At 71.7% G+C, this 16,586-nt stretch carries 10 protein-coding genes; 2 read left to right on the top strand and 8 right to left on the bottom strand.

Annotated features, from left to right (window positions below):
• Nucleotides 1-38: 38 nt before the first annotated feature.
• Nucleotides 39-1,412, bottom strand: a complete 1,374-nt coding sequence (locus P8T65_RS46125; RefSeq protein WP_316731392.1) for a tryptophanase — start codon at nt 1,410-1,412, stop codon at nt 39-41.
• Between the two features lie 48 nt (nt 1,413-1,460).
• Nucleotides 1,461-2,744, bottom strand: a complete 1,284-nt coding sequence (locus P8T65_RS46120) for a tryptophan dimethylallyltransferase family protein (protein WP_316731391.1) — start codon at nt 2,742-2,744, stop codon at nt 1,461-1,463.
• A 198-nt stretch (nt 2,745-2,942) separates the two neighbouring features.
• Between P8T65_RS46120 and P8T65_RS46115 the strand changes: the two genes are divergently transcribed.
• Nucleotides 2,943-5,765, top strand: a complete 2,823-nt coding sequence (locus tag P8T65_RS46115; RefSeq protein ID WP_316731390.1) for a hypothetical protein — start codon at nt 2,943-2,945, stop codon at nt 5,763-5,765.
• A 206-nt stretch (nt 5,766-5,971) separates the two neighbouring features.
• Here P8T65_RS46115 and P8T65_RS46110 read toward each other — a convergent pair whose 3' ends face one another.
• Nucleotides 5,972-6,397: a hypothetical protein gene (locus P8T65_RS46110; protein ID WP_316731389.1), complete on the bottom strand. Its 426-nt coding sequence runs from the start codon at nt 6,395-6,397 to the stop codon at nt 5,972-5,974.
• Nucleotides 6,398-6,663: 266 nt separating this feature from the next.
• Between P8T65_RS46110 and P8T65_RS46105 the strand changes: the two genes are divergently transcribed.
• On the top strand, nt 6,664-7,401 hold the full coding sequence (locus tag P8T65_RS46105; RefSeq protein ID WP_316731388.1) for a DUF4232 domain-containing protein: 738 nt from the start codon (nt 6,664-6,666) through the stop codon (nt 7,399-7,401).
• Between the two features lie 30 nt (nt 7,402-7,431).
• Here P8T65_RS46105 and P8T65_RS46100 read toward each other — a convergent pair whose 3' ends face one another.
• The 5 genes from P8T65_RS46100 to P8T65_RS46080 all read right to left on the bottom strand — a co-directional run bounded on the left by P8T65_RS46100 (nt 7,432) and on the right by P8T65_RS46080 (nt 16,358).
• Nucleotides 7,432-8,367, bottom strand: a complete 936-nt coding sequence (locus tag P8T65_RS46100; protein ID WP_316731387.1) for an anti-sigma factor RsbA family regulatory protein — start codon at nt 8,365-8,367, stop codon at nt 7,432-7,434.
• Nucleotides 8,364-8,723, bottom strand: a complete 360-nt coding sequence (locus P8T65_RS46095; RefSeq protein WP_399102903.1) for a hypothetical protein — start codon at nt 8,721-8,723, stop codon at nt 8,364-8,366. The genes P8T65_RS46100 and P8T65_RS46095 overlap by 4 nt, the downstream gene beginning before the upstream one ends.
• A gap of 112 nt (nt 8,724-8,835) precedes the next feature.
• Nucleotides 8,836-9,357, bottom strand: a complete 522-nt coding sequence (locus P8T65_RS46090; protein ID WP_316731386.1) for an ATP-binding protein — start codon at nt 9,355-9,357, stop codon at nt 8,836-8,838.
• Nucleotides 9,358-9,463: 106 nt separating this feature from the next.
• The gene (locus tag P8T65_RS46085; protein ID WP_399102900.1) at nt 9,464-12,022 is read right to left on the bottom strand and encodes a SpoIIE family protein phosphatase; all 2,559 of its coding nucleotides are present in this window, start codon (nt 12,020-12,022) and stop codon (nt 9,464-9,466) included.
• A 76-nt stretch (nt 12,023-12,098) separates the two neighbouring features.
• A complete protein-coding gene (locus tag P8T65_RS46080) occupies nt 12,099-16,358 on the bottom strand; it encodes a HAMP domain-containing protein (protein ID WP_316731385.1) in 4,260 nt (1,419 codons plus the stop codon).
• Nucleotides 16,359-16,586 lie beyond the last annotated feature (228 nt).

Below are 16,586 nucleotides of genomic sequence, written 5' to 3'. Positions count from 1 at the left end.
GCGTTGTGCCGGTCGAGCGGCATCAGCGGGCTGTTGGCTCACGGGCGCTGGGCCACCGGCGCGAGCTTCGCGCGGAACTGGCGCAGCAGGGGCGGCTGTTCGGTGATCCGGAGGCCGGGGACGAGATGCGCGTCGCGGACCGTGCGGGCCAGCGCACGGCCGATGTGGTCGAAGTGGCCGCGGGTGTAGGTCCGGCGGGGAACGGCCAGCCGCAGCAGTTCGTACGGGGCGCTGGTGAGGGGGGCGCCGGTCTCGTCCTCGGTGCCCAGGTACAGGGAGCCGAGTTCGACGGAACGGATGCCGCCCTCCAGATACAGGCGGCAGGCCAGTGCCTGTCCGGGGAACTGGTGCGGCGGGATGTGCGGCAGCAGACGGCCGGCGTTGAGGTAGAGCGCGTGCAGCCCGGGCGGCTCGACGATGTCGACGCCGGCCGACCGCACCACGTCCGCCAGATAGGCGGTGTCCTCGGCCCGGGCGCGGAGGTACTCCGGGTCGGTGACCTCGCGCAGACCCTGGGCGACCATGTCCAGGTCACGGCCCGCCAGTCCGCCGTAGGTGGGGAATCCCTCCGTCGCGATGAGCAGCAGCTCGCAGCGCCGGGCCAGCTCGCCGTCGTTCAGGCCGAGGAAGCCGCCGATGTGGGCGATGCCGTCCTTCTTCGCGCTCATCGTGCAGCCGTCGGCGAGCCGGAATGCCTCTTCGGCGACCTGCCGGGGGCTGTGGTCGCGGTAGCCGGGTTCCCGCTGGGTGACCAGCCAGGCGTTCTCCGCGAACCGTGCCGCGTCCAGGATCAGGGGCACACGGTGTTCCCGGCAGAGTGCGGAGGTCAGGGTCAGGTTGGCCATGGACACCGGCTGCCCGCCGCCGCCGTTGTTGGTGAGCGTCATGATCACCGCGGCGACGCGGCCGCCGTCGGGTCCGTCCAGGAGCTGCTTGAGACGGGCGGTGTCGATGTTCCCCTTGAACGGCTGTGCGCTGTCCAGGTCCTCGGCCTCGGGGCAGGGCAGGTCCCAGGCCTCTCCCCCGGCGAGGGCGACGTTGGCCCGCAGGGTGTCGAAGTGCGTGTTGCTCAGGAAGATCCTGCCGGGGCCGAGGAGCGTCGAGGCCAGGAGCCGTTCGGCCGCGCGTCCCTGGTGCACCGGCAGGATGTGCGGGTAGCCGGTGAGTTCGCGGACGGTCTCGTGGAAGCGGTGGAAGGAGCGCGAGCCCGCGTAGGACTCGTCGCCGTCCATGGCGGCGGCGAGCTGGGCGGCGGACAGGGCTCCGGTTCCCGAGTCGGTGAGCAGGTCGACGGTGACCTCGTCGGCCCGCAGGTCGAAGAGGTTGTACTGGACACGGGCAAGGGCGGCCTGACGCTGTGCGCGGGTGGTGACGGGGATCGGCTCCACGACCTTGATCCGGTACGGCTCCATGATCGGTCTTCCCTTCGGTGTGCTGTCGGACGGGTGGGCGGGCCGGGTTCAGCCGGTCGTACGCGGGACCGTGAAGCCCTGTGGGGTGGATTGCGGCGCCGTGGATCCCCGCTCGGTTGCAGGGGCCGGGGCGGGGCTCGGCGATGCGGTGCCCTGCCGTGGGGGGAGAACGCGGTAGGCCTCGGGGCAGAAGTAGGTGGTGATCCGGGGTGCCTGCCGCCCCGCCTGGACCAGGCTCAGATAGGAGATGAGGCCGACGCCCGCGGTCAGGGGACGGACGGTGAGCGCGTCGAGGGCACGGTCGAGCGGCGTGCTGCGCACCCCGTACCGGCGCAGGAACCGTACGGCCCGGTCGTGTGCCCCCCGGTCGTCGCGGACGTACGCCCGGACGGGGACGTGGAGGCCGTGGCCGGTCGGGTGGTGGGTGTCCGCGCCGGTGAACGAGTAGCAGGAGACGAGCGGAAGCCGGTCGAAGGGGCCCTCCCCGCCGACGAGGCGGCACAGCTCAGCGACCCGTTCCGGGCACGCCGCGGGCACCAGGCGGGCCGCGTCCGCCGCGTCGGCGGCCGTGGCGCCGGGGTGGGCGACGTAGACCTTCACCCGCGGCTCGGCCCACGGGCCCACGTCCAGGGCGAAGAACATGAACGCGGCCCGCTCCGGCGAGCGGGCGGCCACATGGCGCCTTACCGGTTCGAAGGCCCGGGCGTGGCCGAGCCTCGTCATGGCCTCGGTGACGGTCTCCATGGCGCGCTCGATGCCCCGGGCACCCGGGTTCAGGTACAGCTTGACTCCGGTGGGGCCGGCCGGGCGCAGGTCGAGGGCGCACCACAGGGTCAGCGGTCCGTGGGGTTCCGGTGGGAGGAAGAGGTCGCTCAGGCGGGTCAGTTCGCCCAGGTCGATGCCCCATTGGGTGGCCAGGCGTCCCACGGCCGCCCGTGCCGTGCGGGCGTTTTCCGGCAGCGACCGGGCGGCGAAGCCCGGGTCGACGAGCACCCGCAGGACGGGGGCGCCACCGGCGGGGAACGTCAGTGAGAACTCGACCGGTGTGTGGTCGTCCGACACGAAGGAGGGGGAGGGCGGTGGGTCGGTCAGGGGCAGCGCGGCGGCCGGGCCCAGGAGTTCGGACAGCACCCGTTGGTGCGTGGTCCGCTGTCGCGCGCCGATGCCCGCCACCTCGCACAGCCGTCCCAGCTGATCGGCGGTGAAATGCCCCAGCCGGTCAGGGGCGTCGCGGCGTTCGGTCCTCTCGACCGGGTCGGGTGCGGAGAGCGGGGGCGGGGTCGCCGCGCCCCCGAGCGGTCGGCCGGCGCGGTGCCGTGTGTAGGCGTTCATGGGTCCTCCCGGATCGGTCGTGGTGAGTCGACGCTCCGTTTGTAGCCGCCGCGCGTTGTTCACGATCGGCGGGCTGGCGCTGAACAAACGCATGGTGAACAATCCCGAATGGCTCAGAGGGAGGTGCGTTTTCGGGTGCCACGGGGAGAGCGACCGCTGGAAGCGGAGAGTGGACCACTGCGGGATTTCGCGGCGCGGTTGCGAAAACTGCGGGAGCAGTCGGGAAATCCCACCTATCGGGACCTCGCACGGCGGGCGCATTATTCGATCGCGGCGCTCTCCGGGGCCGCGTCGGGACGTCAACTGCCGTCGCTGGCAGTCACTCTCGCCTACGTCCGTGCCTGTGGCGGTGACGTGCGGGAATGGGAGCTGTTCTGGCACACCACGGCCGCCGCGTGCGCCACCGGGAGCGGCACTGCCGGCTCGGAGCCCAGCGGGGGCGAGGAGACCACGGCCACCTCGCCCTATGTCGGTCTGGCCCCTTTCCAACAGTCGGACGCCGACGCTTTCTTCGGCCGGGAGAATCTGACCGGAAGACTCGTCGAACATCTGAGCAGAAAGAGATTCCTCGTTCTGTTCGGCGCCTCGGGATCCGGGAAATCCTCGGTGCTGCGCGCCGGTGTGCTCCCCCGATTCCCCGGCGAACCGGCCCTGGTATTCACTCCCGGCGCGCGCCCCCTGGAGGAATGCGCGATCCAGCTGGCGGCCCGAGCCGGTCTCACTCCGGGAGCCGTCGCGGACGAACTCGCCTCGGAACCCCGCACACTGCACCGTGTCGTACGCCAGATACTGGCCCGCTCACCGGATCCGGCCGACGAACTCCTCGTCGTCGTGGACCAGTTCGAGGAGGTTTTCACCCTCTGCCCCGACGCGGAGGAACGTGACGCGTTCGTCTCGGCTCTCCTGCATGCCGCGCACGCCGCAGACAGCCGCTGCCGCGTCGTACTGGCCGTACGGTCGGACTTCTACACGCACTGCACCCGGTTGCCCGCCCTCGTCGACGCCCTGGCGGAGGCCCACGTCCCCGTCGGTCCGATGACGCTCGACGAGCTGCGGGCGGCGATCGTCCAGCCGGCCGCCCGCGTCCGGCTGACCGTCGAGGGCGCCCTTCTCGCGGCGCTCACCGCCGACGCCCACGGCCGGCCCGGGGCGCTCCCCCTGCTCTCGCACGCCCTTCTGGAGACCTGGCGCCGGCGGCGCGGCAACACTCTCACCCTCGCGGGATTCCAGGCGGCAGGCGGTTTCGAGGGCGCCCTCGCGCAGACCGCCGAGGCGTTCCACGCGTCCCTGAACGACTCCCAGCAGACCGTCGCCCGACTGCTGTTCCTGCGTCTCATCGCCCTGGGTGAGGGCACCGAGGACACCAAACGCCGTGTGCCGCGCCATGAGCTCGACGACAGCCACGACACCGCGCTCGTCCTCGAACAAGCCACCCGGGCACGCCTGCTGACCGTCGACCGGGACCACGTCGAGATCGCCCACGAGGCCCTGATCCGCTGCTGGCCCCGGCTCGGCGGCTGGCTGGGCGAGAACCGCGACCGGCTGCGCCTGCACCGCGCGCTCACCGAGGCCACCACCGTCTGGGAGTCCCTGCACCGCGACCCGGACACCCTGTACCGGGGCCTGCGGCTGGCCGCCGCCAGGGACCTCCCGAAGGAGACGCTCACCGCCCGAGAACGCGCTTTCCTGGAGACGAGCGAGGCCGCGGAACAGGCGCAGACCCGGCACGCCCGCCACCGCGTCCGCCGACTACGCCGCCTCGTCGCGGCCCTCGTCGTCCTGCTCCTGTGCGCCGCGGCCGCCGTCGGTCACGCGCTGCGCTCCCAGCAGACCGTCACCGCGCAGCGCAACCGCCTCCTCGCACTCCAGGCCGTCGAGAGCGCGGCGGCCCTGCGTACCCGCGACCGCTCGCTCGCCGTGCAACTGGCTCTGGCGGCCTACCGGTTGGAAGCGAACCGGGCGACCCGCAACGGACTGCTCAGCGTCGCCCCGTACACCCTGGCCCGCCATGTCCACGCCCTGGCCGCCACCCCCGACGGCCGCAGGCTCGCCACCGCGCACGACGACGGCAGTCTCCGGATGTGGGACACGGCCGACCCCCGTGGCCCCCGTCTGCTGGGCACGACGCACGGCGACCCCGAGGCCGCCCACACGCTGGCCTTCGGCCCCGGCGGGGTACTGGCCGGTATCGGCGAGGACCGCGCGATCCGGCTCTGGGACGTGGCCGACCCCGCCCGACCGCGCCTGCGGTCGACCACCTCCAGCCACCACGGCGAGTTCGTCTTCTCCCTGGCCGTGAGCCCGGACGGCCGCACGCTCGCCACCGGCAGCTACGACGACACCGTCCGGCTGTGGGACGTCCGCGATCCCGACCGCCCCCGCCTCCTGGGAGAACTGACCGGCCACGCGCTCAACGTCAAACCGGTCGCCTTCAGCCCCGACGGCTCCACCCTGGCCTCCGGTTCCGACGACCGCACCGTCCGGCTGTGGGACGTCACCGACCCGCGCCACGCCGCCACGATCGCCGTGCTCCGCGACCACGACGACTTCGTCGTCGGACTCGCCTTCAGCCGGGACGGCCGTACGCTCGTCTCCGGCAGCGACGACCGCACGGCGCGTCTGTGGGACGTCGCCGATCCGCGCGCGCACCGCAGGCTCGGCCGGCTCCACGCCCACACCGGCATGATCGGCCATGTGGAGTTCACCCGGGACGGCCGTGAGGTGATCACCGCCGGACAGGACGGCACCGTACGCCTGTGGAAGGCGACCGACCGCTCGCGTCCCGGCGAACGAGCCCTGCTGACCGGTCTCTCGGGCGGTCTCGCGGTCGTCCTGCCCCTGGCGGCGTCCGACACCGTGGCCACCCTCAGCAACGACCACACGATCGAGATCTGGAACACCGACGTCTCCTGGGTACGGGCCCACGCCTGCACCCACGTCGACGCCCCGCTCACCCCCGCCCAGTGGACCCGCCACTTCCCGGGCCTCGACCACCGTCCGCCCTGCCCCGGCCGCGACTGAACCGGCCCCGGAACGGGGGTGCCCGACGTCCTTCGGCGGGCGGACAGCCGGGCGTCGCGGTGCCTCCATCCCGCCGCGCGCCGCCACGCACGTACGCCGTCGTGGGAGGTCCACAGCCCCTCGTCCGGCACCAGGTCGTACGTGGCCGTCGTCGCTGAGACCTCCGTGCCGTCGCGCGCCCCTGGATCGCTTCCGATGCGCTCCGGCTATGCCGGCTGTTCCGGCTGGGTCACCGTCAGTGCCCAGCGGATCGTCTCGGACGACGCGTCGACCCCGATGGTGAAGGAGCCGTTTTGGACCACGCCGGGGTCCATGGTCACCGAGCCGACGCCGACGGTTCCCGCCGGGCAGTCGACCGTGAACGCGGCGACCTCCGTCTCCCGCGATCGCATCGTCACCCGCACATCACCGTCGCCCTCGCACGCCACCGTGAGGACGGTCGGCAGCCTCTCCCAGGCGCCCCCCGACGCCACCCCACCGTCGCCGACCTGTTCCTCCACCCACACCAGGCCCTCCGGGCCGGGGTGGGGCAGCAGGGGTTCTCCGGCCGCGGCGGCGGACCCCACGCCGGATCCCGCCAGCGCACAGACCGTCAGCGCCGTCACCGCCAGGGCTGCCCTCGTTCGGTTCACGTCCACTCCCTCACTCGCCTGTCATGGACGCCACAGTCTGCCCAAGTGATCGTCGCGGGGCCTGAGTACACGTACTCAGAAACGATCAGGCCGGTCAGGTCGGCCGAAATCCGCCGCGCCGCCGATCGCATGGGCGTTGTCGATCTTCCGGCTGGTCACAGTGTCACAGTGCTGTCCGCAGACGGTTCCCTCTCGGTGCGAGCGGGTGGAGGAAGCGCTCCCATGAGGCACGATCACCCGGACGCTCACACTCTCGGGGGTTCTTCATGATTCACACGGTTCGTTCGCGTCGTCTCACCGCCGTATTCGCCGCCTGCTCGCTCGGCATCGTGGCACTGACCGCGTGCGGGGGCGACACGGACAAGGACAAGGCCTCGCCGAGAACGTCGGCGAGCCCGTCCAGAGCAGGTTCGGACACCGACGCCGAGGCGTCCACGACGGCCGAACCGGGTGGCGAGGGCGGCGACTCCACCGACGGCGGCAGCACCCCGCCGCCGTCGAAGTCCGGCTCCGGGAAGTCGGGGAGCGGCAAGTCCGGGACCGGGAAGTCCGGATCCGGCACGTCCGGGTCCGGAGGGTCGGGGACGGACGACGGCCAGGACGGCGGCGTCGGCATGTGCGAGACGACCGACCTGAGCTACAACGTCACCGTCGCCTCCAAGGAAGCGAGCCACGCCTTGCTGACCGCGACCAACAACAGCGGCGACCCCTGCCTGCTGGCGGCGAACGACCTGGTCATCACGATCCCGGGGCTCGACGGGGCGGCGGAGCACCGCGGCCCGACCGTCGACGACTGGCTGCTGAACCCAGGCGACCGCGCCTACGCCGGGATCCTCTTCTCGGGCCTCGACACCGAGGGCGGCAAGACCGCCCACCAGGTGGAGGTCGCGCTCACTGCCGCCGAGAGCCCGGCGACGGTGACGATCGCCGACGGCCCTGTCACCGTGAACGACGGCACGGTCACCAGCTTCCTCGGGACGGCCGAGGACGCGCTGAGTTACTGACCCCGGACGGTTCGCGAGCGGACGGCACGGTCAGAGGTCCAGGTAGAAGCGGACGGTGGTGCCGGCCTCGGTGGTGTGCAGGCGCACGAGGTCGGCGACGTAGTGGACGAGCAGGAGACCACGGCCGCCCAACTGGTCGCGAGCCGGGGGCCTGCGGCCCGCCAGGGGGTCGGTCAGGCGGCCTCGGTCGTGGACCTCGCACACGAGCTGCGGTCCCTCGGCCCAGACGCGCACGGTGCCCGTCCCCCCGCCGTGCACCACGCTGTTGGTGGTCAGCTCCGCCACGGCCAGTGTCAGATCCTGCAAGCGGTCGCCGGTCAGGCCCAACTGCCGGGCCTCCTGCACCGCGAAGGAACGGGCCCACGGGAGCGCGTCCGCGTCGAACGCGAGGGAAGCCGCCCCGGCCGGGTGGGCGAGCGGCCGGTCGTAGTGGGCGACGGCGCGCTCGGGATCGTATGCCTCGCTGATCCGTTCGACGCCGGCGTCGATGACGACGGGGTGGGTGAGGTGGGCGTCCGCGAGCGTCTCCGGGGCGAGGGCGTCCGCGTCGTACGGGCACAGGATCGTCACGTGCCGACCCTGGAAGGCCGCGTTGATGAGGGCTTCGTGCTGCACGCAGGCCGGGTACTCCACGGCCGAGCGGTCGGCCCAGATCGGTTCGCCGATGATCCTCACCCGCCCGGCCGGATGGGCGTCGGCGAAGGCACGCAGCACCCCGGAAATAATCCGTCCCGGGTTGCGGCCCACCCTGGTCATGTCGAGGAACTCGATCTCGGCAGCACGCGCACCCATCGCAGCCCTGATCAGCTCGAGGTTGGGGCCCGGGACGGCGACCGCCACGGCCTCGCCGGCGGACAGCCCCGCCCGCAGGAACGGCACCGTGCCGGCCGTGTACTGCTCCCTGCCCCGGTAGAACAGCGCAGGGTGCACAAAGGGTTCGTGTTCACTGCTCGTGGCCGTACTCATCGCCCCGCCACCTCGATCGTCGAAAGGCCGGGCCAGAACATGTCCAGGATCCGCTCCAGCTCCGGCGGTGGACGGTCCACGACGATCCGGCCCGTGGGCAGTCGCTGCGCGGTGACCGCCAGCGCCGCCGCACCGCCCACATCGATGGACATCAGGTCGGACAGCTCCACGAAGGAGACGTCCGTGTGGGCGTTCGCCAGGTCCACCAGAGCGTGTTCCCAAAAAGAGCGGGTGATCACGTTGATCTCTCCGGCGGCTCGGATCCCCGGGCGGCCCGGCAGAGAGCGGATCTCCAGCGCCATGCCCTCGGACGACCGTGCCGACCCTGGCCCGTGCACGTCATGGGAGGCATCCACGTTCTCTCCCCTGCTTCCCATGTGCCGCTGTACGGCGCTTCCCTCACCGTCCCTGCGCAACGGCGGGCGGGGCAGACACGCCATCGTACAACTCGCCGTGCGGCAGCGGCCCTCAGCCGGCGTCGGGCCGGTCGGTGCCCGGCCGTTCGGCGTCCGGGCGGTCGGCACCCAGACGCTCGGCGTCCGGCCGCTCGGCAGCGGGGCGGTCGGCGCTCTCCGGACGGAAGCAGGCCGACACCGTCTTGCCGTGCCGCTGGCACCTCACCTCCAGCTCGTCGGCCAGCATCCGTACGATGCCCACGCCGCGACCGGAGGTCTCCCCCGGCTTCGGTGTGCGCTGGCGCGGCAGTGTCGGGTCCTCGTCGTGCACGCTCACGTGCAGGCAGTCGCCGTCCCAGGTGAGGATCAGACGCGCGTCGCTGTGCGCGTGGATGTGCGCGTTGGTGAGGAGTTCGGACACGGCCAGGACAACGGAGTCCACCGTCTCGGGCTCGTCCGCGGTCCATGGAAGGAACCCCAACTGCCTTCGTGTCCACCGCCGCCCGGCGTGCACGCCTCCCGACACGGGAAACGAATGCGCCCAGCCCTTCGCCCTGACACCCGTCGCCCCGGTGTCCGTCCTCTTGCTCGTCACCGACTTCCCCGCTCTCCCGTCCGACGCCGACTCGTACCACACCGTGTGCCCGCCAACGGCGCCCGCAGACGTTCCGTACGCCGGAGGTCGCCCCGGTCTGCGGCGATCAGGCCGGCAGGGCCTGGGCCACCCGGACGCCGACGAGGCAGGTGTCGTCGTCGGTGTCGGACCTGCTGTAGGTGAGGAGGCGGTCCAACTGCTGGTCGAGGGTGGGGGGTACGGTCCGGGCGGCGGTGAGCAGCTGGGCCAGGGACTCCTCCACGGAGCGGTCACGGCGTTCGATCAGACCGTCGGTGTACATCAGCAGGGTGTCGTCGACGGCCAGTTGCACTTCGTGTTCCTCGTACGTCGCCTCGGGCAGGGCGCCGAGCAGCAGGCCCTTGATCAGAGGGAGCGGTGTCGGCTCGGCCGCGCGTACCAGGACCGGCGGCAGATGGCCCGCCCTGGCCCAGCGCAGGGTGTGGCGGTGCGGGTCGTAGAGGCCGCAGACGGCGGTGGCGGTGACGGAACCGGTCAGGTGGTGGGCCACCATGTTGAGCCAGGCCAACAGCTGGCCCGGTCCGGCGCCGGTCACGGCGAGACCGCGCAGGGCGTTGCGCAGGACGACCATGCTGGTGGCCGCCTCTATGCCGTGCCCGGCGACGTCTCCCACGCACAGCAGCACCAGCCCGGAGGGCAGCACGACCGCGTCGTACCAGTCGCCGCCCACCAGGTGTTGGGTCTCGGCGGGCCGGTAGCGGACGGCGACGCGCAGTCCGGGGGCTTCCAGGGGGGCCTGGGCGGGGGGCATGATGGCGTGCTGGAGCTGGAGGGTGAGCCGGTCGCGTTCGCTCGCCTGCTGCTCGGAGTGGGCGAGTTGGTCGCGGGTGGCGGCGAGGGCGACCTCCGTCCAGTGGTGGGCGGAGATGTCCTGGTAGGCGCCCCGGACGACGAGGAGCCGGCCGTCGGAGTCGAGGACCGGCTCGGCGACGACTCGGATGTGCCGGGTGACGCCGTCGGGCCGCTGGAGCCGAAAGGCGGCGGACGCGGAGCGACGGTGGTGCAGCAGGGTGCGCAGGAACCGGCCGATGGCGACGGCGTCGTCGGGGTGGGCGTGGGCCGGCAGGTCCTCCAGCGGGACGGGTCCGCTGATGGAGGGCTTGCCGTAGAGGCTGTAGAGCTGGCCGTTCCAGGTGATCTCGCCGGTGACGAGGTTCTCCTCGAACCCGCCGATACGGCCGAGGCGTTGGGCGTGCTGCAGCAGGCTCGCCAGCCGCGCGGTCTCGTCCTCTATCCGCCAGATGAGCAGGACGCTGCCGCCGTGGCGGGTGATGTTGATGTCGGCGACGGCCGCCAGCGGGACGTCCTCCACGAGGGAGGTGAGCCGCATCCGGCGGGCGCGGAACGGCTCGCCGGTGGCGTAGACACGTTCGACCTGCTCGAACAGTTCGCTCTCACCGGCGGCCATGGGATACGTCTCCAGGAGCAGGGCTCCGTTGACGACGCCCCGGGGCCGGCCGGCCGGGTCGAGGAAGCGGCTGTTGACGTGGTGGATGCGGAAGTCGACCAGTTCCCCGGTGCCGTCCAGGTGCGGGACGAGCACCAGCGCGGGGTCGTGGAGCCCGTCGGCGAGGTCCATCAGCTCGGCGACATCGGGCAGGATCCCGGCGGCCCGCGCCTCGCCGTCGCCGTGGGACGGGACGAAGGTCCCGAGCGTGTGGGCGCACAGCTCCGCCAGGGCCTCGACCTGGCGGACGATCTGCGGGAGCTGGGCCTCCAGCGGCGCAGGCCAGACGATCTCCAGCACGCCGTGGATGCGGCCGCCGGTGCCGGCGGGGACGGCGACCCGGCCGCCGTCGGGATGGTGGTGGCGTCCGATGGAGGGCAGGCCGGTCTGCGACAGGCAGCCGATCCACTGGCCGGCTCGGTCCCCGAGGCCGCGACGGGCGACGGTGACGACGCCCGGCGGGACGTACCGCCAGCGTGTCGCCTCGGCGGCCGAGAAGCCGGCGCTGCCGGCCAGGGTGAGGGAGCCGTCGGCGCCCAGCGCCCAGATGGCCACGGCTTCGGCGCCGAGCGGGGCCAGGGCGTGTTCCAGGAGGGAGTCGGCCACGGCCTGGGCGTCGTGGGCGGCCAGTGCGGCGCTCTCGGCGGTCCGCAGCCGTACGGCGAGGGAGCCGCCGCCCGGTGGGTCGTCGGTGTCGTCCCTGCTCGCGGTGTTCGCGAGCAGGGCGGTGGTCATCTCGGAGAGCCGGTCGCGGGCGGCCTGGTTGATGACCTCGACGGCGAACTCCAGGGGTGTCACGCCCGCCTGTTCGGTCAATTCGGCGAGTTGCAGGGCGGCCTGGGCCGGTCCGCAGCCGAGCCGCTCGACGAGGATGCCCTTGGCCAGTTCGATCACGGCACGGCCGTCCGCCTCCGCCTGGGCGGCCTGCACCTCGCGGCGCAGCCGTTCCACGGTCGCGGCGAGCCGGTCGACGGGCGTGGACTGCCCCTTCGTCTCCAGGGCGTCCACCGATGCCGCGCCGGGCTGGTCGTCGGCCGACGACTCGCCAGGCGCAGCTCCGGTGGACGGCTCGCCATGCCCGGCACCTGCGGACGGTTCAACACACGCGGCGTCGACCGACGGCGCGTCGGGCGCGGCGTCGGCGTGCTGCGGCTCGGCCGACCGGCTGGGGTTGCTCACGGTTGACCTGTTCCTCGGCTCGGGCGTCCCGGGACGTCACCCGGTGGGCTGGTGCGCGCGGCGGTGCGACGCCCCGTCATACGGCCAGCCAGCGTCGGACCCGGCCGATGAGGTCACCCGTGTCGACCGGTTTGGTCACGTAGTCGTTCGCACCCGACGCCAGGCTCTTCTCCTGATCACCGGGCATGGCCTTGGCGGTGACGGCGATGATGGGCAGGTCGGCGTACTGGGGCATCGCCCGGATCTCCGAGGTGGCGGTGTATCCGTCCATCTCGGGCATCATCACGTCCATCAGGACCAGCGAGACGTCCGGGTGGGCGAGCAGCATCTCGATGCCCCGGCGGCCGTTGTCGGCGTGCAGGACGTGGAAGCCGTGGAGCTCCAGCATCCCGCTCAGCGCGAACAGGTTGCGGGCGTCGTCGTCGACCACGAGGACCTTACGGCCGACGAAGGCGCCGTCGACGACCTGTGCGGCCGGCCGCTGGGCCTCCTCGGCGCGCACCAGGGACAACACGTCCCCCGGCTCCTCGGCGGACAGGTGCAGGGTGATGCGTTCGCGCAGTTCGTCCAGGCTGGACAGGAAGTCGAGCGGGCGGCCGTCCGCACGGGAGCGCAGCGCCTGCTCGTGCTCCAGGTCCACCCGGTGGCCGGTGTGCACGAGTACGGGCACGCTGGCGAGCGCCGAGTCGCCCTCCATGGCCTCCAGCAGACGGGCGCCCTCGTCGTCGGGGATGGCGAGTTCGAGGACGACGCAGTGGCAGGGTTCGGCGGCCAGTGTGCTCGCGGCCTCCTGTGCTCCGACGGCGGTGATGATGTCGATCGCGCCGAGGGGGTCGCCGTCGGAGGCGAGGTCGGCGACAGCGCGTTCGGCGACGAGGGTCAGCAGTCCGCGGGGGCGGTCCTCGACGACCAGCAGACGGCGTCGGCGCTGCTCGGGCACCGCGGGGGACGCGGTGTCCGGCCGGGACGCCGAGGGGAGTTCGCGGCCGGTGGGGTCCGGGTGCTCCGTCGGCCGGTGGTCGCCGTCGAGTTGTTCCTCGAAGTCGTCGCGGGCCACGGGCAGGTAGAGGGTGAAGGTGCTGCCCTGACCGGGTGTGCTGTCGACGGTGACGGCGCCGCCGAGCAGATGGGCGATCTCCCGGGTGATCGACAGGCCGAGTCCGGTACCGCCGTACTTGCGGCTGGTGGTGCCGTCCGCCTGCTGGAACGCCCCGAAGATCGTCTCCAGCTGCTGCTGGGGGATGCCGATGCCGGTGTCCTCGACCCGGAACGCCACGACGGGACCGCCGCGCAGGACGCCCACGGGGACCTCGCGGTCCACGGCGGGTTGGATGCGCAGGGTGACGCCGCCCTCCTCGGTGAACTTGACCGCGTTGGACAACAGATTGCGCAGGATCTGGCGCAGCCGGGAGTCGTCGGTGAGCAGGTCGGCGGGGGTGCCCGGTGCGGTGGCCACCGTGAAGTCCAGGCTCTTCTGCGACGTCATCGGGCGGAACGTGGCCTCGACGTATTCGAGGAGCTTGCGCAGCGGGACCCGCTCGGGGGCGACGTCCATCTTGCCGGCCTCGACCTTGGACAGGTCGAGGATGTCGTTGATCAGTTGCAGCAGGTCCGAGCCCGCCGAGTGGATGATGCCCGCGTACTCGACCTGCTTGGGCGTGAGGTTGCGCGAGGGGTTCTGGGCGAGCAACTGGGCCAGGATCAGCAGGCTGTTGAGCGGGGTGCGCAGTTCGTGGCTCATGTTCGCCAGGAACTCCGACTTGTACTTGGAGGCCAGGGCCAGCTGCTGGGCGCGCGTCTCCAGCTCCTGCCGCGCCTGTTCGATCTCCAGGTTCTTGGCCTCGATGTCGCTGTTCTGCGAGGCCAGCAGGGAGGCCTTCTCCTCCAGTTCGGCGTTGGAGCGCCGCAGTTCGTCCTGCTGGACCTGCAACTCCTCGGACCGCGCCTGGAGTTCGGCGGTCAGCCGCTGCGACTCGCCCAGCAGTTCGTCGGTGCGGGCGTTGGCCACGATGGTGTTGAGGTTGACGCCGATGGTCGGCATCAACTGGGCGAGGAAGTCCTGGTGGATCTGGGTGAAGGGGGTGACGGAGCCCAGTTCGATGACGCCGAGGACCTGGTCCTCCACCACGATGGGCAGCACGACCAGGGCGCTGGGCTCGGCCTGTCCGAGTCCGGAGGAGATCGTCACATAGCCCCGCGGCAGTTCCTCGACGCTGATGGGACGGCGGTTGCGCGCGGCCTGCCCGACCAGTGAGCGGCCGACGGGGATGCGCTCGGGCCGGTCGGTGTCGTCGGGGTAGCCGTAGGAGCCCACCAGCCGCAGTTCGGGGCCGCGCTCGGTGTCCTCGGCGAGGTAGAAGGCGCCGTACTGCGCCGAGGCCAGCGGTGCCAGCTCGTCCATGATGAGCTCGGCGACGACGGGCAGGTCGCGATGGCCCTGCATCAGACCGGAGATGCGGGCGAGGTTGGTCTTGAGCCAGTCCTGTTCCTGGTTGGCCCGGGTGGTCTCGCGCAGGGACTCCACCATGGAGTTGATGTTGTCCTTGAGGTCGGCGACCTCGCCGGACGCCTCCACGGTGATGGAGCGGGTCAGGTCGCCCTCGGCGACGGCGCTGGTGACCTCGGCGATCGCGCGGACCTGGCGGGTGAGGTTCCCGGCCAGTTCGTTGACGTTCTCGGTGAGCCGCTTCCAGGTGCCCTCGACGCCCTCCACCTCGGCCTGTCCACCGAGCCGGCCCTCGCTGCCGACCTCGCGGGCGACGCGGGTGACCTCGGCGGCGAACGACGAGAGCTGGTCGACCATCGTGTTGATGGTGGTCTTGAGTTCCAGGATCTCGCCGCGGGCGTCGACGTCGATCTTCTTCGACAGGTCGCCGCCCGCCACCGCCGTGGTCACCAGGGCGATGTTGCGGACCTGGCCGGTGAGGTTGTTCGCCATCGAGTTGACGTTGTCGGTCAGGTCCTTCCAGGTTCCCGCGACGTTGGGCACGTGGGCCTGGCCCCCGAGGCGGCCCTCGGTGCCGACCTCGCGGGCGACACGGGTGACCTCGTCGGCGAACGCGGAGAGGGTGTCGACCATGGTGTTGATGACATCGGCCAGGGCGGCGACCTCGCCCTTGGCCTCGACGGTGATCTTCTGGGACAGGTCGCCGCGTGCGACGGCCGTGGCGACCTGGGCGATCGAGCGGACCTGACCGGTCAGGTTGGACGCCATGACGTTGACGTTGTCGGTCAGGTCCTTCCAGGTGCCCGACGCGCCCCGGACGATCGCCTGTCCGCCCAGATTGCCCTCGGTGCCGACCTCGCGGGCCACACGGGTGACCTCGTCGGCGAAACCGGACAGCTGATCCACCATCGTGTTGATGGTGTCCTTGAGCTCCAGGATCTCCCCACGGGCGTCCACGGTGATCTTCTGCGACAGATCCCCCTGAGCCACCGCCGTCGCCACCTGGGCGATGTTGCGGACCTGCGAGGTGAGGTTGGCCCCCATGAAGTTCACGGAGTCCGTGAGGTCGCGCCAGGTGCCCTTGACGCCCTTGACGTCGGCCTGTCCACCGAGCCGCCCCTCGGTGCCGACCTCGCGGGCCACGCGCGTGACCTCGTCGGCGAAACCGGACAACTGGTCCACCATCGTGTTGATGGTGTTCTTCAACTCCAGGATCTCGCCCCGCGCGTCCACGGTGATCTTCTGCGACAGATCGCCCTGCGCCACCGCCGTGGTGACCTGGGCGATGTTGCGGACCTGGGACGTGAGGTTGCCGGCCATGAAGTTGACCGAATCGGTCAGGTCGCGCCAGACCCCGCCGACACCGGGCACCTGGGCCTGCCCGCCGAGCCGCCCCTCGCTGCCGACCTCGCGCGCGACACGCGTCACCTCGTCGGCGAACGCGGAGAGCTGGTCGACCATCGTGTTGACGGTCTCCTTCAGCTGGAGGATCTCGCCGCGCGCGGGAACGTCGATCTTCTGCGACAGATCGCCCTTGGCCACGGCCGTCGCCACCTGCGCGATGTCGCGCACCTGGGTGGTCAGGTTGCCCGCCATGGCGTTGACCGAGTCGGTGAGATCGGCCCAGGTGCCCGAGACGCCCGGTACCTCGGCCTGCCCGCCGAGCGTTCCCTCGGTGCCCACCTCACGGGCCACCCTGGTGACCTCGGAGGTGAACACGGACAGTTGGTCGACCATGCCGTTGAAGACGGTGGCGATGTCGCCGAGCAGCCCCTCGCCGTCGGACGGCAGCCGGGTGCCGAAGTCGCCGTCCCGTACGGCCGTCAGACCGGCCAGGAGTTGCCGTAGCTCATGCTCTCCCGGGGCCCGTTCGACCGTCTTGCCGCTCATGCGCACCCTCGTTCCGCTCCCCAAGAGCCCTCGGCCGAGGACTCGGAACCCGCGCCGGGCCGTGCAAGGCCCGCTCACCGGCCGGGATTCCGCAGTTCACGGATCGACCGGATGAGAAAATCCGGTGAAGATTAACGCAGTTGTCGTCCGACAACCAAAGCCGGTCGCGAAGATCCCCGCCGCCCGAAAAGATACCGTCCCAGGCGGAATACAAGCCCGCGCGCGGGG

The sequence above is a fragment of the Streptomyces sp. 11x1 genome (assembly GCF_032598905.1).
Lineage (GTDB): Bacteria > Actinomycetota > Actinomycetes > Streptomycetales > Streptomycetaceae > Streptomyces.
This window is presented reverse-complemented; position numbering and strand designations above follow the sequence as displayed.

Coding starts and splice junctions, on each gene's coding strand:
- P8T65_RS46125 (WP_316731392.1), bottom strand. CDS start 1,412: ATGGAGCCGTACCGGATCAAGGTCGTGGAGCCGATCCCCGTCACCACC.
- P8T65_RS46120 (WP_316731391.1), bottom strand. CDS start 2,744: ATGAACGCCTACACACGGCACCGCGCCGGCCGACCGCTCGGGGGCGCG.
- P8T65_RS46105 (WP_316731388.1), top strand. CDS start 6,664: ATGATTCACACGGTTCGTTCGCGTCGTCTCACCGCCGTATTCGCCGCC.
- P8T65_RS46100 (WP_316731387.1), bottom strand. CDS start 8,367: ATGAGTACGGCCACGAGCAGTGAACACGAACCCTTTGTGCACCCTGCG.
- P8T65_RS46080 (WP_316731385.1), bottom strand. CDS start 16,358: ATGAGCGGCAAGACGGTCGAACGGGCCCCGGGAGAGCATGAGCTACGG.